General features: G+C 66.8%; 16 protein-coding genes. 8 read left to right on the top strand and 8 right to left on the bottom strand.

From position 1 onward, the window contains the following. Window positions 1-2: 2 nt before the first annotated feature. The 7 genes from AC1RMY_RS03670 (at window position 3) to galE (ending at window position 9,590) form a co-directional block, all read left to right on the top strand. On the top strand, window positions 3-2,183 hold the full coding sequence (locus AC1RMY_RS03670; RefSeq protein ID WP_492862586.1) for a glycosyltransferase family 2 protein: 2,181 nt from the start codon (window positions 3-5) through the stop codon (window positions 2,181-2,183). Then, a complete protein-coding gene (locus AC1RMY_RS03675) occupies window positions 2,183-3,490 on the top strand; it encodes a glycosyltransferase family 4 protein (RefSeq protein ID WP_492862587.1) in 1,308 nt (435 codons plus the stop codon). The genes AC1RMY_RS03670 and AC1RMY_RS03675 overlap by 1 nt, the downstream gene beginning before the upstream one ends. A gap of 30 nt (window positions 3,491-3,520) precedes the next feature. Continuing rightward, window positions 3,521-4,699 carry a polysaccharide pyruvyl transferase family protein gene (locus AC1RMY_RS03680; protein WP_492862588.1) on the top strand — a complete coding sequence of 393 codons (1,179 nt, stop codon included), beginning with the start codon at window positions 3,521-3,523 and terminating at the stop codon, window positions 4,697-4,699. Further along, complete coding sequence (locus AC1RMY_RS03685; RefSeq protein WP_492862589.1) at window positions 4,696-5,880, top strand: hypothetical protein; 1,185 nt, start codon at window positions 4,696-4,698, stop codon at window positions 5,878-5,880. The genes AC1RMY_RS03680 and AC1RMY_RS03685 overlap by 4 nt, the downstream gene beginning before the upstream one ends. Then, entirely contained in the window at window positions 5,877-7,337 is a 1,461-nt protein-coding gene (locus AC1RMY_RS03690) for a polysaccharide pyruvyl transferase family protein (RefSeq protein WP_492862590.1), read from the top strand. Before AC1RMY_RS03685 ends, AC1RMY_RS03690 begins: the two co-directional genes overlap by 4 nt. Before the next feature lie 93 nt (window positions 7,338-7,430). Beyond that, window positions 7,431-8,465 (top strand): GSCFA domain-containing protein, encoded by a 1,035-nt coding sequence (locus AC1RMY_RS03695; RefSeq protein WP_492862591.1) that lies wholly within the window; start codon window positions 7,431-7,433, stop codon window positions 8,463-8,465. 135 nt (window positions 8,466-8,600) lie between these two features. Beyond that, window positions 8,601-9,590 carry a UDP-glucose 4-epimerase GalE gene (gene galE, locus AC1RMY_RS03700; protein ID WP_492862592.1) on the top strand — a complete coding sequence of 330 codons (990 nt, stop codon included), beginning with the start codon at window positions 8,601-8,603 and terminating at the stop codon, window positions 9,588-9,590. Between the two features lie 57 nt (window positions 9,591-9,647). On the opposite strand, the gene AC1RMY_RS03705 is transcribed toward galE, so the two are convergent. Next, a complete protein-coding gene (locus AC1RMY_RS03705) occupies window positions 9,648-10,352 on the bottom strand; it encodes an N-acyl amino acid synthase FeeM domain-containing protein (protein WP_492862593.1) in 705 nt (234 codons plus the stop codon). A 226-nt stretch (window positions 10,353-10,578) separates the two neighbouring features. Next, window positions 10,579-12,912 (bottom strand): putative bifunctional diguanylate cyclase/phosphodiesterase, encoded by a 2,334-nt coding sequence (locus AC1RMY_RS03710; protein WP_492862594.1) that lies wholly within the window; start codon window positions 12,910-12,912, stop codon window positions 10,579-10,581. A gap of 192 nt (window positions 12,913-13,104) precedes the next feature. Between AC1RMY_RS03710 and AC1RMY_RS03715 the strand changes: the two genes are divergently transcribed. Next, entirely contained in the window at window positions 13,105-13,380 is a 276-nt protein-coding gene (locus AC1RMY_RS03715; protein ID WP_492862595.1) for a hypothetical protein, read from the top strand. A 4-nt stretch (window positions 13,381-13,384) separates the two neighbouring features. On the opposite strand, the gene pepT is transcribed toward AC1RMY_RS03715, so the two are convergent. The 6 genes from pepT to AC1RMY_RS03745 all read right to left on the bottom strand — a co-directional run bounded on the left by pepT (window position 13,385) and on the right by AC1RMY_RS03745 (window position 20,727). Next, window positions 13,385-14,611 (bottom strand): peptidase T, encoded by a 1,227-nt coding sequence (gene pepT, locus AC1RMY_RS03720; RefSeq protein WP_492862596.1) that lies wholly within the window; start codon window positions 14,609-14,611, stop codon window positions 13,385-13,387. 88 nt (window positions 14,612-14,699) lie between these two features. After that, window positions 14,700-16,322, bottom strand: a complete 1,623-nt coding sequence (locus AC1RMY_RS03725) for an ABC transporter ATP-binding protein (protein ID WP_492862597.1) — start codon at window positions 16,320-16,322, stop codon at window positions 14,700-14,702. Next, entirely contained in the window at window positions 16,319-17,149 is an 831-nt protein-coding gene (locus AC1RMY_RS03730; RefSeq protein WP_492862598.1) for an ABC transporter permease, read from the bottom strand. Before AC1RMY_RS03730 ends, AC1RMY_RS03725 begins: the two co-directional genes overlap by 4 nt. A gap of 4 nt (window positions 17,150-17,153) precedes the next feature. After that, window positions 17,154-18,131 (bottom strand): ABC transporter permease, encoded by a 978-nt coding sequence (locus AC1RMY_RS03735; protein WP_492862599.1) that lies wholly within the window; start codon window positions 18,129-18,131, stop codon window positions 17,154-17,156. 40 nt (window positions 18,132-18,171) lie between these two features. Continuing rightward, window positions 18,172-19,779, bottom strand: a complete 1,608-nt coding sequence (locus AC1RMY_RS03740; protein WP_492862600.1) for an ABC transporter substrate-binding protein — start codon at window positions 19,777-19,779, stop codon at window positions 18,172-18,174. A 96-nt stretch (window positions 19,780-19,875) separates the two neighbouring features. After that, the gene (locus AC1RMY_RS03745; RefSeq protein WP_492862601.1) at window positions 19,876-20,727 is read right to left on the bottom strand and encodes a VOC family protein; all 852 of its coding nucleotides are present in this window, start codon (window positions 20,725-20,727) and stop codon (window positions 19,876-19,878) included. Window positions 20,728-20,833: the final 106 nt, after the last annotated feature.

Below are 20,833 nucleotides of genomic sequence, written 5' to 3' on the forward strand. Positions count from 1 at the left end.
TGATGAACGAGGTGATCGTCCCGGAAAGAACCCATATCAGCCCTGCCCCGACGGTGGCCTGGACGCCGCTCGGCGAGAACGCGATCCTCATCATGGGCGCCTGCGACGCGATCCCCGGCAAGGTGCCGGTCGCGATCGACGGCAATCCGCGCAGTCGCGTCGAGACGATGGCGCTGACCTGGCGCCGGCCGAAGGCCGAGGCCTCCGTCGGCGTCGGCTTCATCTGCCTGGCGCCGGCCCCTATGCCGGATCGGCCCGGGGCCGGAGCGGTCCTGCTTGGCCGGCCAGGCCGGCCGCTGCGCCTGATCCTGACGCCGAAGCCGCTCGCCCTGCCGGCTTTCCTAGAGGGGCTCGCAGAGGAGGCGGGGCAGGCGTTCCCGAGCGTCGTCGACGGGTTGCTCGAGGTGCTGCTGGCCGGCAAGTCCAATCCGCGGCGGTTGCGCGCGGTCGGGCTGCTCCTGCAATCGGTCGCCAAGCCCGGCGGCTTCATCGAAGTGATGGGGCCGCTCGACGACAGCGTTTTCCTGCAAGGCTGGACCTCCAATTTCGCGGCAGGGCGGACGAAGCTGCTGATCGCCCATGGCGGCCTCTCGCCGGCCGTGCTGGAGGCCGGCACCTTCGAGCGGGACGACCTCGGAGACGGCGCGCGCGGCTTCTTCGGTCTGCTGGAGGATTGCCCGGTCCGCCATCCCGGCGAGATCGAGCGCCTGTATTTCCGTGGCAATGACGGCTGGCGGGCCCTCGAGGTCTATGAGCGTCATGTGCTGCTCGAACCGATCACGGTTCCCGGCCATCTCCGCGACGGCCTGCAGAACGGCGTCGCGCCGCAGGGCACGACGGAGAAGCTGCGGCGGGCCTCGCAGCGCTTCGACGGGCGCGACACGGTTTGCCTGCTCGACGTGCCGGTTCGTGCGGGCATCGATGACGCGACCGTCATCGAGGATGCCGGCGTCCTGATCATCGGCTGGCTGTTCGATCCGGAACGGAAGGTTACGGCGGTGACCTTGCGCAGCGGCTCGCAATCCTGCGTCGTCGATCGCCTCTGGACGCGCGTCCAGCGGCCCGACGTGACGAACGCCTTCATGGAGGATCCGCGCTTCGGCCCTGCGCTGGCGGCGCGGCGCAACAGCCACGGCTTCATCGTCTTCGCGCCGAAGCTGATCCCGGAGCCGGGCCAGCCGCTTTACCTCGAATTCGAGGTCGACGGCACCGGACCGGCCTTCCTGCCGCTCGATCCGGGCCGCGGCCAGGCGCGCAGGACGCTGGAGCGCCTCTTCGGCCTGCTCGATCCGCGCTCCTCAACGGCGAACACCGTCGTCGAGAGGCAGATCGCGCCGGCCCTGCAGGCGGCCGAGATCGCGCCGCCACGTGCGGTGGAAAACCTCGATATCGGTGCTTTCGATGCCGAGGCGCCGCTTGGCCTCGTGATCGGGCTCGACCACCGGCACCGCGAGCTTTCGGCGTTGTTCGCGCTGCTGGCCATAGACCCCGAAATCCGGCCGCTGCCGATCGTGATCGCGGCGCCGGCCGAGAGCTTCGACCGCACCGGCGCGGAGGCGCGGCGGCTGGCGCGCTTCTATGGCCTCAGCGTGCGGCTCGTCGTCGTCGAGGGCGTCGAGGATGCCTGCGATGCGCTCGAGGCCGGCGTCCGCGCCTGCCGCTTCCAGACGGTGGCGCTGCTCTCGGGCGCGGCCCAGATCCGGATGCCGGGCTGGCTCGGGCGGCTGGAGCGAGCCTATCGCGGGCGCGGCGGGCAATGCGTCGCGAGCCCGACCCTGCTCTTCGAGGACAATTCGATCCGCTGGGCCGGCGCCTGGCTCGAAGGCGAGGGCGCGCAGCGCCACGTCGTCAACCGCTTCGTCGGCTATCCGCTGGAAGCCATCGGCAATCTCGGCCCGATGGAGGTCGCCGCCGGCGCCAGCGAATGCTGCGTGCTGTCGCGCGCGGCCTTCATCGAGGTCGGCGGCTTTGCGCGCAACTACTTCACCACGGCCGAGAAGGGGCTCGATCTCTGCCTCAAGCTCAGGATGAGCGGGGCGCCCTCGCTCTGGGTCCCGGAGGTCGAGGTCTATGTCGTCGACGATGCCGAGACGCGACCGCATATCGGCGCACTCACGCAGCTCGCCGACCGCACCAGCTTCGACCGCCGTTGGGCGCTCGCCATTTCCAACATGAGAGGATGATGATGCGCGTACTTGTGGTGTCCCATGCGCATCCGTCGCTGTCGCTCGGCGGTGCGGAAGTCGCTTCCTACAATCTCCACAAGGGCCTGCAGGCCGCCGAGGGCGTCGAGACCCATTATCTCGCCCGCACCGGAGCGCCGACGCCGCGGCATGCCAGCACGGCGCTGATGAGCCTGCGCCAGCGCGGCGGCGAGTTGCTCTACTATGCCGAGGACTATGATCACTTCCTGATCTCGAACCGGGCGACCGAGGAGATCGAGCGCGATTTCGTCCGAGTGCTGCGCGACCTGAAACCCGATGTGGTGCATTTTCACCATTTCATCGGGCTCGGGCTCGAATGTCTTTACGCGGCGCGCGATACGCTGCCCGATGCGTTGATCGTCGTGACCTTCCACGAATATCTCAGCATCTGCCACCATCACGGCCAGATGGTGAAGACCGGTGCGTTCAAGCTCTGCTACCGGGCCTCGCCGACCGACTGCAATGGCTGCTTTCCGGACATCTCGCCGGCCCGCTTCCTGGCGCGCGAGACCTTCATCAAGGGCGTGCTCGGCCTCGCCGACCATTTCATCTCGCCGAGCCGCTTCCTCGCCGAACGCTACAAGGAATGGGGCCTGGCGGAGGAGAGCCTCTCGGTGATCGAGAACGGCATCGACGTGGCAGTCGCCGCGCCGCCGCGCCCGCTGCCTGACCCGGCGGCACGACGCTCGCGTTTCGCTTATTTCGGCCAGTTGACGCCCTACAAGGGGGCCGACGTCCTGATCGACGCCGTGACACGCATCCCCGATGCGGTCTGGGGCGATGATGCGATGCTGCTGGTCTATGGCGGCAATCTCGAGCGCCAGCCGCAAGCCTATCAGGACAAGTTCGCCAAGCTCGTCGAGAGCGCCGGCCGGCGCGTGCGCTTCTGCGGCCCCTTCCAGAACCACGAGATGCCGAACCTGATGCGCTCGGTCGATTGGGTGGTGATGCCGTCGGTCTGGTGGGAGAACTCGCCGATCGTGATCCAGGAGGCCTTCTTCCATGGCAGGCCGCTGCTCTCCAGCAATCTCGGCGGCATGGCCGAGAAGATCACGGATGGGGTCGACGGCCTGCATTTCCGGGCGGGCAGCCCGGAGGATCTCGTCGATTGCATGACCCGGGCACTGACCGAACCGGATCTCTGGTCCCGCCTGCGTGGCGGCATCACCCAGCCGCTGAACCATATCGACTGCGCCGCGACGCATCTGGCGCTCTACCGGCGCCTGATCGCCAAGCGAGGCGTCCCGATGCCGGAAAGCCGCGTGGCGGCGCCGATGATCGCCTGATTTCAAGCGGACAAAAGAGGGAGAAAATCCATGGCCCGCATCCTCGTCATCAGCCCGTCAGGGGAGGTCTACGACCACGACAATGTGCGCTGGTACGACTATGCCAATCTCGCTGAGCATATCGACCACTATCACAACATCGGCGATGCCTTCGTCTTCGATTCCTCGCTCAAGCTCTTGAATTTCGAGCGGCTCGACGTACTGCCCATCGAGCAGGTCGATGTCGCGGCGATCGACCGGGCGAACGCCGAATACGACTATGTCTTCCTGCGCGGCTCGAACTATGTGCATTCCGAGATGGAGTGGGGGCAGGCGCCGGAAGTGCTGCGCCGGCTGAAGATTCCGGTCATCGCCTTCGGCATCGGCGCGCAGGCGCCGGTCAGCGGCAAGCTCGAACTGAGCCAGGATACGAAGGCGGTGCTGCGGCTGATCGCGGATTCGACCGCCTCGGTCGGCGTGCGCGGCACCTACTCCGCCGATGTTCTCGCGGGCCTCGGCATCAAGAACGTTCGCATCATCGGCTGCCCGACGGCGTTTCGCGCCAACGATCCCGCTCTCGCGATCAAGCTGCGGCCGCTCGATCAGATACGGACGGCGGGCGTGACGCTGCGGCGCGAGGTGTCCACGACCTATGCGCAGGATATCCAGCGCTACCTCACCTTCCACCGCGACCTCGTCAAGGCGATGGCGGGCCGGTTCGACGTGACACTGATGGCGCAGGGCGAGGCCGAGGAGAAGAAGCTCGCGCTCGGGACCGCTACCCAGAAGGAAGAGGCTATCGCCGCGCTGCGCGACAATGGCTGGGCCAGCCAGTGGTATCTCGATGAGGAGATGGAGCGGCTCTACCGCAGCCGGATGTTCTACTCCGACGTCGTTGCCGATTATGAGAAACTCGTGCGCCGGCTCGACCTCGTGCTCGGCTACCGGCTGCACGGCAATCTGATGGCGCTCGCGAATGGCACGCCGTCGATCTATTTCACCTATGACAGCCGTACCGTCGAGTTCGCGGAGACCTACCAGATCCCGAGCTTCGACGTCTTCTCGGGCCAGGAGTTCCGGCTGGAGGAGTACTGGGAGCAGGCGCGTTTCGACCGCTTCAACGCCACGCACGCGCAGGTCTATACGGCGATGTCCGACTTCCTGTCCGAGAACAGGGTCGACCACAAGATGGTCAAGCGAGCCGCTGCGCCGGAGCGGAAGGTCGCATGAGGCGGCAGCGTGCATCGCTGAGCGGCCTGCTCGCGGGAGCGCTCGTCGCCGCCGCGTCGCTCGCGGCTGCCGCGCAGACGCCGACCTATCGCGTCGAGATCGTGCCCGAGGCCGTCGAAGAGACTGTCTTCGACTGGTCCAGCCAGCGCTGCGAGCAGTGGCATATTCCCGATGCGCCTTTGCGGGCCTATCGCGACGACCGCAACGAAGTCGTCGCCTTCGCGAGCCATCACCGCAGCCGTGCGATGACCGGCCCCGGGCTGGAACGGCTGGCGACCTCCTGCGCCGTCGCCTTCGAGGGCAAGCATAGCGCCGACCCCAGCGCCTACAGCGATTTCAGCTGGATCGGCGCGACCTGGACGGGGAATGGCCGCGACGTCTTCGCCCTGATGCATGACGAGTATCATGCCAACGAACATCCGGGCGCCTGCCGCTTCAGGGAGGCGATGAGCTGCTGGTACAATGTCGTGACCGCGGCGCGCTCGCGCGATGGCGGGCGCAGCTTCACCCCGACCCAGCCGCCATCGCTGGTCGCGGCCCCCGCCTTCCGGCAGGAGGTCGGGCAAGGGCGGCATCGCGGCTTCTTCAATCCCTCCAACATCGTCACGCAGGATGGTGCCTGGTTTGCGCTGATCGCGACGACCGGCGGCGAGGGCCAAAAGCCCGGCGTCTGCCTGTTCAAGACGATCCAGATCGAGGATCCGGCTTCGTGGCGGGCCTTCGATGGCGCGGATTTCGCCCTGCGCGCCGTGGACCCCTATCGTGAGGACGCCGCGACGGCGAAGCCCTGCCAGCCGCTGAGGCACCTGCCGACGACGGTGGGCTCGGTGACGCGGCACGAGGCCAGCGGGTTGTGGCTCGCCATCTTCCATCTCGGCCCCGACCCGGCGCAGGGCGTCGTCGGCGGCCGCGTCGCCTATAGCTGGTCGCGCGACCTTCGTAACTGGACGACGCTGCGTACGCTGGTTTCGCATCCGACGATGTGGAGCAAGGATTGTGGCGACCAGGTCCGCTATGCTTATGGGGCGATCGCCGACCCGGCCTCGTCCTCGCGCAATTTCGAGACGACGGGCGATGAAGCCTTCCTGTTCATGACGAAGATGCGGGTTTCCGACTGCAAGGTCGGGCCGCAGCGCGACCTCGTCCGGATCAGGGTCCGGATCGTGAAGGAGACACCATGAACGCGCCAGTCCGCGAACTCGCCACCGCTGCCTCATTGGAGCCGGTCATGAAGATCCTGCGTGCGACGACAGGCGAGGTGGTCGTGTCCGTGACCCGGCCCCAGGGCGCGGGCTGGCCGGCGCTGCGCCTCCTGCTGGACGGGCTGGACTACGCCACGATCCAGCCCGGCGCGCTGGTCCCCGGCGATGCGAGGGTGGCCGAGCTGACCATTCCGTTGCCGAGCCTGCCCGAGGGGCGGCTGCGCTCCATCGCCGTCGCGGATGCCGCGACCGGCCTGCTCGCGCCGGGCTCGCATCTGCGGCCCGTCGCCACCACGAGGCCGCTTCGGGCGCTGGTAATCTATCCGGCGGGCGAGGTCTACGACCACGACAAGGTGCGCTGGTATCGCGCGCCGATGGAGAAACTGCTCTCCGACTATTTCAACATAGGCGACATGATCGTCTACGATTCGACGCTGAAGCTCCTGCGCTACGCGCATCTGGAGCCGATGAAGATCATGAATCCGACCGAGGCCGATATCGAGCGCTACGCCAGCGAGTTCGACTATGTCTTCGTGCGCGGCTCGAACTTCATCCATGAGAAGATGGAGTGGTTCCGCGCCATCGAGGTGCTCGAGCGCGTCAAGCTGCCGGTCTACGCCATCGGTGTCGGCGCCCAGGCCAGCCAGAACCGCGCCATCGAGCTGCCGGACGGCTCGAAGCGCTTCTGGCAGATTGTCGGCGACCGCTGCGCCTCCATCGGCGTGCGCGGCGCCTTCAGCGCCGAGACGCTGCGGCACAACGGCGTCAGGAATGTCGAGGTCGTCGGCTGCCCGTCGATCTTCCGGACGCGCCGTCGCGATCTCGCCATCAAGGTTCCCGACCAGCGCGAGATCCGCAAGGTCGCCTTCAGCTTACGCCGCGAGTTCGACAACACTTACACGGCCAACCCCGAGGCCTATCTGCGCAATCAGCGCCAGGCGCTGCTCAAGGTCGACAGCCAGAGCGAGATGGTGATGTCCTCGCATGGCGAGCAGGAGGAGAAGGCCTTCTTCCTGCGCGACGAGGCCGCGAAAGCCAAGGCTGTCGCCGAGTTCGTCCATAGCGGCTGGTGGGAAGGGCCGGACGATGCCCGCATGCGCGACATCTACGAGCGTCGGCTGTTCAGCTTCTTCGATGTCGAGCGCTATGACGAGTTCGCGAAAAGCCTCGATCTCGCCGTGGGCTATCGCGTCCATGGCGTCCTGCCGGCGGTGGCGCATGGCGTGCCGGGCGTCCTCGTCGCCTATGACACACGCAGCCAGGAACTGGCTGAGACGCTGAAGATCCCGGTCGTGCCCGAGGCGGCCCTGGCCGATGGCGGCTGGCGCGCGGTCTATCAGGACACGGCGCTGCACGCGCTCTCAAAATCCTATGCCCAGTCTTACGACCGGATGAGCGGCTTTCTCGACCGGAACGGGATTCCGCACCGGATGTGAGGCCGAGCCATGCCGGCGGAGCAGCCAGCTCCGCCACCAAAACCGAGGGGGACCGCGGCGCAGGGCCGGCGGCCATAGCGGCAGGAGAAGACGATGAGGATCGAATACGACGCCGGCACCGCGCTCTCGATCATGCGGGCCAATCCCGTCCGCGGCTGGAACTCGGGCAAGGCCGAGCGCATGGCCAAGGACCGGCTGACGACGGGCGGCTTCCTTGAGGTCGATCATCGCGCGAAGTTCCAGATCGATCCGTCCTGGCCGATCTTCACCATGGGGTCCTGCTTCGCCCGCGAGGTCGAGAACGTCCTGATGATGCGCGGCCTGTCGCTGGTCACGAAGGGCCATGGCGTGCCGGCCGAGCATTTCGAGACCTGGAACGCCACGACCGGGCGCGGCGGCGGCGCGGCCGGCGGCGAATTGAGCCGGGGCGCGCTGAACAAATACTCGGTGCGTTCGATGACGCATGAGCTCAGGCGCGTGCTGCAGGACGAGAGCTATCCGAATGACGGGCTGATCGAACTCGCAGCCGACCAGTGGTTCGATCCGCATGCGAGCGGGTTGCGGCTACTCGACCGCGAGACCGCCTTCGCCAACCGCAAGCGTCTGACGGCGGCGACCGCGACGATCAAGCAGGCGCGCATCTGCTTCTTCACATTGGGCCTGACCGAGACCTGGCTCGATTCCGAGACCGGCCTCGCGATGAACGCCCATCCCGGCCCGGCCTGGCTCGCACGCATGCCGGAACGGTTCCGCTTCGTCGACTACGGTTACGACGAGACGCTCAAGGACATGCTGTCGATCATCGAGATGATCCGCACGCATTGCCATCCGGAGATGCGCTTCGTCGTCACCGTCTCGCCGGTGCCGCTGGGGGCGACCTTCAAGGATGCCGATGTCATCGTCGCCAACAGCGCCTCGAAATCCGTGCTGCGCGCGGTCGCGGAAGAGCTCTACCGGCGCTTTGATTTCGTCGACTACTTCCCGAGCTACGAGATCGTGCTGAACTCGCCGCGCGCGCTCGCCTTCCAGGAGGACCAGCTCCATGTCGCCCGCGACATGGTGGCGGGCGTGATGAGCGCTTTCGAGCGCAGCTATTTCGGCGAGGCGGCGCAGACGAAGGCGGCCTGATCAGGCTGCATCGGCCTCTCCACATCAACCGAATGCCCAATCTGCAAATGGGCTTCTGCTGGGCGTCTGCCGCGCGCATCATGGGCGTGGCGGTGATGATTTTGCACGGACACAAGTCCGCAACGGGGTTCTGCGATGGCTGTACTGGTTTCGGGTGGGGCGGGCTATATCGGCAGCCACATGGTGCTTGAACTGCTCGACCGTGGCGAGAGCGTGGTCGTGCTGGACAATCTCTCGACCGGCTTCTGGTGGGCCGTGCCGAAGGAGGCCGTGCTGGTCCAGGGCGATATCGCCGACCAGGAACTGGTCGCGCGCGTCGTCGCCGAGCATGGCATCACCGAGATCGCCCATTTCGCCGCCAGGATCGTGGTTCCGGAATCGGTCTCCGATCCTCTCGGCTACTACCTTAACAACACGGTGAAGACGCGAGCCCTGCTGGAGAGCGCCGTGCGCGGCGGCGTCCAGCGCGTGATCTTCTCCTCGACGGCCGCGGTCTATGGCGAGCCGGCGCTGAGCCCGGTGCCGGAGGAGATCGCGCTTGCCCCGATCAACCCCTATGGCCGCTCCAAGCTGATGAGCGAATGGATGCTGGAGGACGTCGCCCGCGCCCATGGCCTCGGCTTCGTCGTGCTGCGCTATTTCAACGTCGCCGGCGCCGACCCCAGGGGCCGCTCCGGCCAGTCCTCGCCGAACGCCACCCATCTGATCAAGGTCGCCGGCCAGGCGGCGCTCGGCCAGCGCGCGATGCTCGAGGTCTTCGGCACCGATTATCCGACGCCGGACGGCACCTGCATCCGCGACTACATCCACGTCACCGATCTGGCCCGCGCGCATCTTGCCGCGCTCGATCATCTGCGCGCCGGGGGCGCCAACCTGACCCTCAACTGCGGCTATGGCCGGGGCTATTCGGTCAAGGAGGTCGTCGACGTGGTCAAGCGGGTCTCGGGGGTGGATTTCCCGGTGAAGCTCTCGGGCCGCCGCGCCGGCGATCCGGCCTCGCTCGTCGCCAAAGCCGACCGCATCCGCAACGAACTCGGCTGGCGGCCCGAACATGACGACCTCGAGCAGATCGTCCGCCAGGCCCTGAACTGGGAGGACAAGCTCAGGACGAGGAATGCCGCCTGAGAGGAGCCGGGGCCGGATTTCCGGGGCGGCCGGACGGAGAATCTCGCCTGCGCGGGATCAAGTCCCCGGCGCCGCGACGGCTGACAGGGTGGGGCGGGCCGCCGATGCCTCCACAGCCGCCGGCGACCAGGTGAACTCGTTCGCGCCGAAGATCGCCGCGCGTTCGCCGGGGCGGGCGCGGAAGAAGGGATACAGCGCCTCGACCCGGGGCGACGCCTTCGCGTAGTCGAGCTGCGACAGCATCACGGGCTTGGCGAGACCCGGATAAAGTCGCGGTGGGCTGATCACGGTGTTGCCCCAGAGCCGGCGATAGAACGGATAATGCTCCGGCCTCACCGCCGCCAGCATGATGTCCGCGTTGAAATGCTCCATCGCCAGCCAGGGCAGCCGCAGCGTCAGATAGGCCAGCTCCGGCAGTTCTCGCGACCATTGCGCGTCGGCCACGAAGCGCGTCGGATCGACCAGCACGCGGCCGGCCTCGATCTGCGGCAGCACCGAATCCGGAAAGACGCCGGCGGTGGGGATCTGCGGCAGGCCGGGCACGGAGATATTGAGGCGGATCGCGCCCGCCAGCTCGCCATCGACATGGACGCCGAAGACGAGGCAATTGGGGTGCTCGTCGACCGGATCGGTGAAGAGCTGCGCTTCGTTGGCAGCAATGGCGCCCTCGCGCAGATAGGCCTGATAGCGCAGGCGGAAGACGCTTTCGCGATCCTGGGGGCTGACGGCCATGCGGTATTCGACGCGCTCGAGCGCGCGCATGACACGATCGCTCAGGGACAACGTTTGATGAGCGACGGCGTGAACCATGCTGCAGCCGAGGGTGTAGTTAATCAGTGATTAACAGTCGTCGCGATGGGGGCGTGCCGTCAAGCCGTTGGCTGCACAAGATTCAGCCTGCCACGGCATTGCGTGCCGCAGCAGGGGGCTAAGCGTGACGGCTGGATGACCGCCGCCGCCTCAGATGTCCCCGCGTCCGGGAATACGCTCAGGGCGCGCGTCGGCGCAGCGGCTTATGCTCGACCGAAGCCGTCAGCGAGCGCGCAGCGAAGGCCGATATCAGTTCGCGCACCAGGGGAGAGGGCTGGGGCCGGGCGAGCAGAAAACCCTGAACCTCGTCGATCGCTCCCATCTTCGTGAGAGCGTCGAGTTGGTCGACCGTTTCGACGCCCTCGGCGACGACGGTGAGCCCGAGTTCCTTGCAGAGCCGCGCGATGCCGACGAGGAGCGTCTGGTCCTTCTTCGTCTCGCGACCGCCCGAGACGAAGGAGCGGTCGATCTTGATCTTGTGCAGCGGGAAGGACTGCAGATAGCTCAGGCTGGAATAGCCGGTCCCGAAATCGTCCAGCGCGATCTGCACGCCGATGTCGCGCAATTTGGTCAGCGTCGACATGGCCTGCGCGTCGTCGTGCATCAACGCCGATTCCGTCAGCTCGATCACGAGGCGTGAGGGCTGCAGCTTCGACCTCGCGAGCGCGGCGGCAACGTCCTTGACGATGACGTCGCCGCGGAAATGCGTGGCGGAGATGTTGACTGCGACCGAGACGGTCTCCGGCCACAGCATCGCCTCGCGACAGGCCTTGTAGAGCACCGTCCGGCCGATCTGGTTGATCAGCCCGACCTCCTCGGCGATGCCGATGAAGTCGCCGGGGACAACGATGCCCCGCTCGGGATGGCGCCAGCGCAGCAGCGCTTCGCAGCTCGTGATCCTGCCGGACCCGATCGCGACGACCGGCTGGTAGAACAGCTCGAACTGGTCGTGAGCCAGCGCCTCGCGCAGGTCGAGTTCGACGATGCGCCGCGTGCTGGCGGCCTCGATCATGCTGCTGTTGTAGAAGCGCGCGCAACCGCGCCCGCTGGATTTCGCGGCGTAGAGAGCCAGATCCGCGTTGCGGATGACGATGTCGGGGTCGCGGCCGTCATCGGGGCTTATCGCGATGCCGATGCTGGCGCTGCTGACGATGGCGTTGCCGTCGATCTCGTGGGGCTGGCTCAGGCTGGCACTGACGCGTGCCGTGATCTGTTCGAGCGCCTGCCGATCGACGAGATCGGGAATGACGACGACGAACTCGTCGCCGCCGAGCCGGGCGATCAGCGAAGCGGCGCCGAGCAACAGGTTGAGACGGCGTGCGACCTCGACGAGCAGGGCATCGCCATAGGGGTGCCCCAGCGTGTCGTTGACCTTCTTGAAGTGGTCGAGGTCGATGAACAGGATCGCGAAGCCCTGGTCCGGATTGGCCATCAGCGTCTGCAGATGCGATTTCAGCAGGCTGCGGTTCGGCAGGCCGGTGAGCGGGTCGTAATGCGCGAGCTGGCGGATCGTGTCTTCCTGCTGGCGCTGCTCGGTGATGTCCTCGATCACGACCACGGTGCCGGTGATGCCCGATGTGCGAAAGGTCAGTTCGAGGACGCGGCCATCGGCCAGGCTCGTGGTCAGCCGGGCCTCGTTGTGATCGCGCAGGGCCAGGCGCGCGGCGAGGACGAGGCTGCGCAGCTGGGCCCGGCCGATCAAACCGGCGCGCTGGCAGCGGACGAGAAAGCGGCCGACGCCGCGGCCAGGCTCGGCCAGGCCTGCGGGCAGGCCGACGATCGCGGGCAGGCGCCGGTTGACGATGGAGAGCCGGCCGCCCCGTTCGAACATGCACAGCCCATGCGCCATGTTGTCGAGCGCCGCTTCGAGTCGGGCAGCCAGCAGGCGCTCGCGCTTGGCCGAGATGACGGCGGTCGTCAGCGTCGCGCGCAGCTTGTCGGCGATCGACTTGAAGCTCAGCAGGAACGGCCCGAGGACGCAGGCGACCACCGCATAATGGGCGTTGCCGGCCAGGACCAGCCCCGCGAGGAGGGGCACGCCCGCGCAACTGAGCTGGGTCGCAACCAGCATCCGGCTGCCATAGTTGCGTCCGGCGACGCCGATCATGTTCGCCAGCGTCATCGAGAAGGCGAGGAGCTGGACCGGTGGGCTCGCCTGCAGCGCAAAGGTCAGGAACGACCAGAGCCCGAGCACGAAGACATAGACGGACGAGAAGACCGTGTAGCGAAGTTCCCAGCGGGCGGCGCCGTCGCGGTCGCGCATCTGGTGGGCCGCGGCCTTGAACTGCGCGACGTCCGCGGCTCGCGTCAGCGTGAGGCACAGCAGGATGACGGCGCAGATATAGAAGGCCGGCTGACCGGTCATCCCGGCGCTGAGAAACGCTGCCAGTACCGTCCCGCTGGACCCGATGATCAAGGTCCTGGGGTCGGCATAGAGCGAACGTACCAGCGAAATGTAGACCTCGTCGCGTAATCCTTGATCGATCACACGAGGGGAGGTTTGGGGAGGCATGGGTCATCCCTGCAGGCCAAGTCCCGAGCAAGATCGCCGCTGAGCGTTAAGATGTAGTTGTGATCTTGCGGATACGAATTCGCGGTTCGCGACTACGTTCCGACGATCGATCGGAATGAATTAACAGGTCGGTTAGGCCACCCGTGCAAATGTTCGTGCAGAGCTGCACCGTGGCGCGGCTGGAGTTGATCGATGACAGTTTCAGCCCGCCCCAACGTCATCGTGGTGAAGGGCAAGGCGGGCCTGCCTTGTGCGTCTTGCCTGTTTGACCTTGGCGAGGCCTCGGGAATGGCCGGAGCCGCGGCATGCCCGCTGAAGAGCGCGCTGCTGCGCCGCCTCGCGGGACATGCCGTTGTCGGTCATGCGGCCCGCGATGCGTCCTGCGATGCCTTCGCACCGGGCTTTTTTGAGGCTGAAGCCGGCCAGGTCGGTGCCGACGAGACCGAGCGTCGGGCGCGTCTGTCCTGACGGGTTATGACCGGGTCGACAGCGCGCAGATCGCGCGCGCGACCTCGAAGGACTTCTCGAAGGCCGGGATCGGCAGGAACTCGAAGCGGGAATGGAAATTATAGGCGCCGGTGAAGAAGTTCGGCGTCGGCAACCCTCGGGCCGATAGCGCGGCGCCGTCCGTGCCGCCGCGCATCGGGATCAGCTTCGGCTCGATCTGCAATTCGGCCATCGCCGCCAGCAGGAGATCGACCGAGCGGCGGTCGTCCCCGAGGCTGTCGGAGATGTTACCATAGGTGTCGGTGACGCTGCATTCGACACGGCCGGTCGGATAGCGCGCGGCAATCTCGCGCGCGACGGCCGCGACCCGCTGTTTGCGCTGTTCGAAACGCTCCCTGTCGAATTCGCGGATCATCACCTTGAGGCGGGCCTGGCTGGCATTGGCCGTGATGTCGTTGAACCAGAAATAGCCCTCGCGGTCCTCGGTGCGCTCTGGCGTCTCCGCGCGGTCGAAGGCGGCGATGAAGTCCTGCGCCATCAGTAGCGGATTGACCATGACGCCCTTCGCCGACATCGGATGGGCGCTGACGCCGGTGAAGACCAGTTCGCCGGCTGCGGCGTTGAAGTTCTCGATGACGACCTCGCCGACCTCGCAACTGTCGATCGTGTAGGCGAAATCGCAGGGGAAGCGGGCGAGGTCGAGCGCCTTGGCGCCGCGCAGGCCGATCTCCTCGTCCGGCACGAAAGCGACGAGGACGTCGCCATGGGCGTCGTCGGGCCCGAGCGTCGCCAGCAGCGTCATGACGATCGCGACGGCGGCCTTGTTGTCGGCGCCGAGCACGCTGGTGCCGTCGCTCGCGATGATGTCGGCGCCCCACCAGGGCTCGATCTCGGGATGCTCGGCGACGCGCAGCCAGATGTCCTGCTGCGCGTTAAGGCAGAGATCCGTGCCCTCGAAGCGCAGGATCTGCGGGTGGATGACCGGCGAAAGCCCTGAATCGACCGTGTCGAGATGGGCGATGAAGCCGATCTTCGGCGCTTCCGGCCGCGTGCCACGCTTCAGCGCCGTGACGGTCGCATGCTCGTCGACGACGACGTTCTCCAGCCCCAGGCCGCGCAGCTCCTCCGCGAGCAGGTCCGCGAGGCGCTGCTGGCCCGGCGTACTCGGCAGGGTCGTGGCTTTCGCGTCGCTCTGGCTCTCGACCGCGACATAGCGGAAGAAGCGCTCGATCAATTGCTGGCGAATAGTCATGGCGTCTCCGATGATTCAGCTCTTTGCATCGGCCTGAAAGCATCCCACGTTTCGTGGCCGATGCATGGCCGCCGCCGGACGCTTCGCGTCAGGCGCTCTCGAGCTGATCCCGCATACCGAATTCCCGTCCCGGAATCGAGGCGAGCAGCGCCTTCGTATAGGCATGCCGGGGATTGCCGAAGACCTCGCCGATCGGGCCGGATTCCACGACCTCCCCGCTCTTCATCACCGCGACGAGGTCGCAGACCTGCGCCGCGACGCGCAGGTCGTGGGTGATGAAGACGATCGAGAGCCCGAGACGCTGGCGCAGTTCGGCCAGCAGTTTCAGCACCTGCGCCTGGACGGAGACGTCGAGCGCCGAGACCGGCTCGTCGGCGACGAGGACGCGCGGTTCGAGCGCGAGCGCGCGGGCGAGCCCGATGCGCTGGCGCTGGCCGCCCGAGAATTCATGCGGGTAGCGTTCGGTTGCGGCGGGGTCGAGCCCGACCAGGGCGAACAACTCCTTGGCGCGGATCATGGCTTCGGGCCGAGGCCTGCCATGGACGATCAGGCCCTGGGCCACCGCTTCGCCCGCCTTGCGGCGCGGGTTCAGGGAAGCGAAGGGGTCCTGGAAGACCATCTGGATGTGGCGTGTCGCGGCGCGTAGTTCGGATTTGGAGAGGCTCGCGAGGTCGGTGCCGCCGATGCGGATAGCGCCGCTTTCGGGATCGATCAGGCGCACGAGGCAGCGTGCCAGCGTCGACTTGCCCGAACCGGACTCGCCGACGATGCCGAGCGTCGCGCCTTTCGGCAGCACGAGCGAGACGTCCTTGACCGCATGCGTCACGCGCTGACCGCGGCCGAGGAAGCCGCCGGTGCGGTAGGTCTTCGAGACGTGCTCGATGGTCAGGATGGGTTCGGCCGCGAGCTGGCGCGGAGGCGGCGCCTTGAGGGGCGGGACGGCGGCGATCAACTGCTTCGTATAGGCGTGCTGCGGGTTGCCGAGCACGGCTTCGGCCGTGCCCTGCTCGACGACGCGGCCCTGGCTCATCACCGCGACGCGGTCCGCGATCTCTGCGACGACGCCGAAATCATGGGTGATGAACAGGACGGCGGTGCCCTTGCGCTTCTGCAGGTCGCGGATGAGTTCGAGGATCTGCGCCTGGGTGGTGACGTCGAGTGCGGTCGTCGGTTCGTCGGCAATCAGCACCTTCGGATCGAGCGCGAGCGCCATCGCGATCATGGCGCGCTGGCGCTGGCCGCCGGAAAGTTCATGCGGATAGGCTTTGGCGGCCGCTACGGGATCGGGAATGCGAACCTCTTCGAGCAAAGCCTGGACCTTGCCCCTGACCTGCGCCTTGCCGAGATCGGTGTGCAACTCGAACATCTCGCCGATCTGGTCGCCGATGGTGCGCAACGGGTTCAGCGCCGTCATCGGTTCCTGGAAGATCATGGCGATGCCGGCGCCGCGGACCTTGCGCATCTCGGGTTCGCTCAGGCCTGCGAGATCGCGGCCTTCGAACAGGATGCGCCCGCCATCGATGGCGACGCCCGGCGGCAGCAGACGCATCACGGCGTTCGCCGTCATCGACTTGCCCGAGCCGGATTCGCCGACGATGCAGAGAATCTCGTTGGCCTGGAGGGAGAGCGAAACCTCGCTCATCGCATGCGGCCGGTCGGCATTGTTCGGCAGCCTTACGCTGACGGCGTCGAGAGTGAGGATTGCGCTCATCGGCCCTTCAGCCTCGGGTTCAGCGCGTCGTTCAGGCCCTGCCCGACCAGCGAGACGGCGAGCACGGTGACGAGGATCGCGACGCCGGGGATGGCCGAGACATACCATTGCACCCTGAGCACATCGCGGCCGGCGCCGATCAGGTTGCCCCAGGAGGCGACGTTGGGATCGGAGAGCTTGAGGAAGGCGAGCGCGCTCTCCAGCAGGATCGCGATCGCCATCACCACGCTGGCGTAGACGATGACGGGGGGCAGCGCGTTCGGCAGGATCTCGCCGAAGATCAGCTTGACGTCGCGCAGCCCCAGCGTCCGCCCGGCCTGGACGAATTCGCGGTTGCGCAGGGAAAGGAACTCGGCCCGCGTCAGCCGTGCCGAAGCGGGCCAGGAGACGATGCCGATCGCGATCGTCACCGTGGTGATCGTCGAGCCGAAGACGGCGACCAGCACCAGCAGCAGGATGAAGTTCGGCAGGGTCTGGAAGGCCTCGGTGACGCGCATCAGGGCGGTATCGACCCAGTCGCCGTAGTAGCCGGCGAAGGCGCCGATGGTGATGCCGATCATCACCGAGATGATCGTCGCGACCATACCGATCAGCAGCGAGATGCGGGCGCCGTGGAAGATCTGGGCGGCGATGTCGCGGCCGGAATTGTCGGTGCCGAGCAGGAAACGCGGATTGCTGAACGGCCAGATCAACGGCCGGCCTGCCAAGGCCAGCGGATCGCGCGGATAGAGCCAGTCGGCGGTGGCGGCCATCGTGAGGACGAGGATCAGCAGCAGGAGGCCGATCACGGCCGGCGGGCTGCGGAAATAGAGCTTCAGGAAGGACATGGCTTCAGCCCCCCGTCGTGATGCGCGGGTCGAGCCGGGCATAGAGCAGGTCGACGATGAAATTGACGGCGATCACGAGCAGCGCCGAGACGAAGACGATGCCGAGCAGCGTGTTGAGATCGCGCTGGATCACCGATTCATAGGCGAGACGGCCGAGGCCCGGCAGCGAGAACACGCTCTCGACCACGACCGATCCGCCGAGCATCGTGCCGGCCTGCAGGCCGATCAGCGTGACCATCGGCAGGAGCGCGTTGCGCAGGACGTGGCGCACGACCACGCGCGTCTCGTCCATGCCCTTGGCGCGGGCGGTGCGGACGAAATCGAGCGTCAGCACCTCGAGCATCGAGCCGCGCATGATGCGCAGATAGATCGCCATGTAGAACAGGGCGAGCGTCAGCGTCGGCAGGACGAGATGGCTGGCGATGTCGAGCGTTCGCGCCAGCCCGGCGCGGGCGACCGTGATGTCCTCGAAGCCGCCCGCCGGCAGCCATTGCAGGTAGATCGAGAAGATGACGATCGCCATCAGGCCGAACCAGAAGGTGGGCATGGCGTAGAAGACGAGGCCGAGCGTCGAGATCAGCGTGTCCGGCCAGCGGTTGACGCCGCGCGCGGCAATGACGCCGAAGATCAGGCCGAAGACAAAGGCGAGCGAGAGCGAAGCCGTCATCAGGAGGATCGTCGCCGGCAGGCGTTCTGCGATCACGGTCGCGACCGGCTTGCCGTAGATCGCGGAGAAGCCGAGATCGAGCCGTACCAGCCGCCAGAGATAGTTGCCGAGCTGGGCCCAGGCCGAAACGTCGAGCCCGTAGTACTCGCGCAGCTGTTTGGCCGTCTCTGCGTCGCCGCCGCCCATCTGCGCCATCAGCGCATCGACCGTGTCGCCTGGCGCGAACTGCAGGAGGACGAAGACCCCGATCAGGATCAGTACCAGGGTCGGGATCGAGGCGGCGAGACGCCGCCCCGCAAGGGTCAGGATGCGCATAGGGACCGACTGTAGCAGGCCGTTTCGGAAGACGAAGCGTTCACTCCGCCAACCACAGATCATGCCAGGAGCTGGAACCCCAGCGCGGCGTGTTGGAATGGTTGCGCGCCTTGGCGCTGATCGCGGTCAGGAAGATCTGCTCGATGGGGGTCCAGATCGGCAGTTCGGTATTGGCGCGGCGGACGAAATCGCCATAGAGCGCCTTGCGCTTGGCGACGTCGACCTCGGTGGCCGCGTCGTCGATGATCTTGTCCATCGTCTCGTCGGTCCAGCCCCACTGGTTGGTCCAGGGCGCGCCCTTCGGCTGGCCCGAGCGATACCAGACCGTGGTCGAGACCGCGGGGTCGTTGCGGTACTGGTGCCAGCCGGTGGCAAGGTCGAAGGCGTGCTCGTCATAGACCTGCTTCAGGAAGCCGCCGCCATCCGTCCGGACGACCTCGACCTTGATGCCGACATCGGCCAGCGACTGCTGGATGAAGGTCGCGAACAGGGTGATGTCCTCGCCCCAGGGGGCGGGCAGCAGGCGCAGTGTGAAGCGGGTGCCGCCGGCGCCCGCCTTGAAGCCAGCCTCGTCAAGCAACTGGGCGGCGAGCTTCTTGTCGAATGGATACTGGGGACCGTTGTCGGCCGGGTAGAAGTCCGTCGAGACGGAGGGGACCGGGCCGGTGCCGCGCTTGGCGAAGTCGCCGAGGAAGTTCTCGATGAAGAAGGGAATGTCGAGCGCATGCGCGATGGCGCGGCGGACCCGGATGTCGGCGAGTTCCTTGCGGCGGAAGTTGAACTCGATCGTGTTGGTGCGGGCGTTGCCCTCGTTACCCTTGGTCGAGACGATGAAGCGCGGATCCTTGCCGAGGCGGGCGGAGTCCGAGATCGTCAGGCCGGAGAAGGGGCTGTAGTGGATCTGGCCGGCTTCCATCTGGGCGGCGGCCGCCGAACGGTCGGTGACGACGCGCCAGACGATGCGGTCGAGATAGGGGGCGTTGGGGCGCCAGTAGTCTGGGTTGCGGTCGGCGATGACGTGCTGGCCGCGCTCATAGGTGACGAACTTGAACGGACCGGTGCCGACGGGCGCGAGGTTGAGCGGGTTCTGGCGGATGTCGCCCTTGCCTTCGTAGAGATGGCGCGGCGAGACATAGCCGAGGTCCGGCAGGGCGCGCAGCAAGAGGTTGAGCGGCATCGGGCGGTCATAGCGGAACACGGCGGTCAGCGGATCGGGCGTGTCGACGGCGGTGAGGAAGAGCTGCAGCGTGGTGCCGTAGTTCAGGATCTTCTTCCACATCTCCATGGCGGTGAACTGCACGTCCGCCGAGGTGAAGGGCTTGCCGTCATGCCACTTCACGCCCTCGCGCAGCTTGAACGTGATGGTCTTGCCATCGGGCGCCGCTTCCCAGCTGGTCGCCAGCACGCCGACCGGATTGCCGGCCGCGTCGAGATCGACGAGCTGTTCCTGGATCTTGCCGCCGATGATGTAGACGCCGGTCGAGGCCTGCAGGCTCGGGTTGAGCTGGCGCTGCTCGGCGCCGTAATGGACCGTGAAGACGCCACCCTTGCGCGGGGTCTCCTGCGCGAAAAGCGAGCGCATCGGAAAGGCGACGCTGGATGCGATGGCAGCGCTGGTCAGCAGCGCGGCGCGGCGGGTCATGTCCATGGGGAAATCCTCGGTCCTGAGGTCACGTAAGGGAAACGATGGGCGCCGTGGCTGTACCCGTCAACGGTGGTCGCGCCCAAAAAGCAGGCGCGCGTGCTATTGCGGCAGGAAGCTCACGACGATGCCGTTGGCGGCGCTCGCGGCGACGCTGACGGCGCCGTCATGGGCGGTCGCGAGTGGTCCGAGCGCAGCCTTCGCACCATCGATATCGTTGCTCGCCAGGACGAGTGCGGCCGCCCCCTCGCTCGCCGCGCCGTCGCGCACGGAAGCAGGGTAGCGGCGCGCGAAGCCCGCGGCGTCGTAGAACAGGATGTCGGCCCGCTCGCCGCCGGAGGGCACGAGCCAGCCGTCGCTATCGGCGCGGACGGGCTCGTCGATCAGGCGGCCGAGATGTTCTGCCGCGGCCTTCGGATCGGAGCTGAGCACTTCGAGGCGGACGATCCGCTGCGCGCCGTTGGCATGGCTCTGCAACTCGGGAATCCAGACGGTTTCGCGCGTCAGATGCTGGCAGGCGAAGATGCGCAGGCCGCCGGGGGCTTCATCCAAGGGCCAGCGGAACACATTGAATTTCGCTTCTCCGATGCCGCCATCGGGCAGGTCGACCGGGCGGCTGAAATGCACGGGGCCATCGGCGTCGACGCCGCGCGCCTGTAGTTCCAGGACGCCCGCAGCCGCATCGTCCGTCGTGAAGGCCACGCGCTCGACGCCCTCGCGCGCCTTCAGGAAATTCCGCATCGGCTTGTTGTGCTCGGTCTCGGTGAGAATGCCGAGCAGTTCGAGATAGTCGTCGCCGAACATGATCGTATAGTTGCCGGAGCCGAGATGCGGAGAATGCGTCCCGCGCGGCGAGACCGTGAAGCCGAGGCGCCGCCAGGCCGCCGCAGATGCATCGAGATCACGCACTGTCACCATCACATGGTCGAGGCCGAGAATATGCTTGAGAGGCATGATGGCGTCCTGATCCGAAATCCGTCGGAGGCCGAGTTCATCCGAAGCGACGACGTGGCGCAACCGGCCGTCTCGACGTTTCCGGCAGCCCCCTGCTGCACTGCAG

Source organism: Allobosea sp. GW822-FHT03F07, from assembly GCF_058801345.1.

Coding starts and splice junctions, on each gene's coding strand:
- AC1RMY_RS03670 (WP_492862586.1), top strand. CDS start 3: ATGAACGAGGTGATCGTCCCGGAAAGAACCCATATCAGCCCTGCCCCG.
- AC1RMY_RS03675 (WP_492862587.1), top strand. CDS start 2,183: ATGATGCGCGTACTTGTGGTGTCCCATGCGCATCCGTCGCTGTCGCTC.
- AC1RMY_RS03680 (WP_492862588.1), top strand. CDS start 3,521: ATGGCCCGCATCCTCGTCATCAGCCCGTCAGGGGAGGTCTACGACCAC.
- AC1RMY_RS03685 (WP_492862589.1), top strand. CDS start 4,696: ATGAGGCGGCAGCGTGCATCGCTGAGCGGCCTGCTCGCGGGAGCGCTC.
- AC1RMY_RS03690 (WP_492862590.1), top strand. CDS start 5,877: ATGAACGCGCCAGTCCGCGAACTCGCCACCGCTGCCTCATTGGAGCCG.
- AC1RMY_RS03695 (WP_492862591.1), top strand. CDS start 7,431: ATGAGGATCGAATACGACGCCGGCACCGCGCTCTCGATCATGCGGGCC.
- galE (WP_492862592.1), top strand. CDS start 8,601: ATGGCTGTACTGGTTTCGGGTGGGGCGGGCTATATCGGCAGCCACATG.
- AC1RMY_RS03705 (WP_492862593.1), bottom strand. CDS start 10,352: ATGCGCGCGCTCGAGCGCGTCGAATACCGCATGGCCGTCAGCCCCCAG.
- AC1RMY_RS03710 (WP_492862594.1), bottom strand. CDS start 12,912: ATGCCTCCCCAAACCTCCCCTCGTGTGATCGATCAAGGATTACGCGAC.
- AC1RMY_RS03715 (WP_492862595.1), top strand. CDS start 13,105: ATGACAGTTTCAGCCCGCCCCAACGTCATCGTGGTGAAGGGCAAGGCG.
- pepT (WP_492862596.1), bottom strand. CDS start 14,611: ATGACTATTCGCCAGCAATTGATCGAGCGCTTCTTCCGCTATGTCGCG.
- AC1RMY_RS03725 (WP_492862597.1), bottom strand. CDS start 16,322: ATGAGCGCAATCCTCACTCTCGACGCCGTCAGCGTAAGGCTGCCGAAC.
- AC1RMY_RS03730 (WP_492862598.1), bottom strand. CDS start 17,149: ATGTCCTTCCTGAAGCTCTATTTCCGCAGCCCGCCGGCCGTGATCGGC.
- AC1RMY_RS03735 (WP_492862599.1), bottom strand. CDS start 18,131: ATGCGCATCCTGACCCTTGCGGGGCGGCGTCTCGCCGCCTCGATCCCG.
- AC1RMY_RS03740 (WP_492862600.1), bottom strand. CDS start 19,779: ATGGACATGACCCGCCGCGCCGCGCTGCTGACCAGCGCTGCCATCGCA.
- AC1RMY_RS03745 (WP_492862601.1), bottom strand. CDS start 20,727: ATGCCTCTCAAGCATATTCTCGGCCTCGACCATGTGATGGTGACAGTG.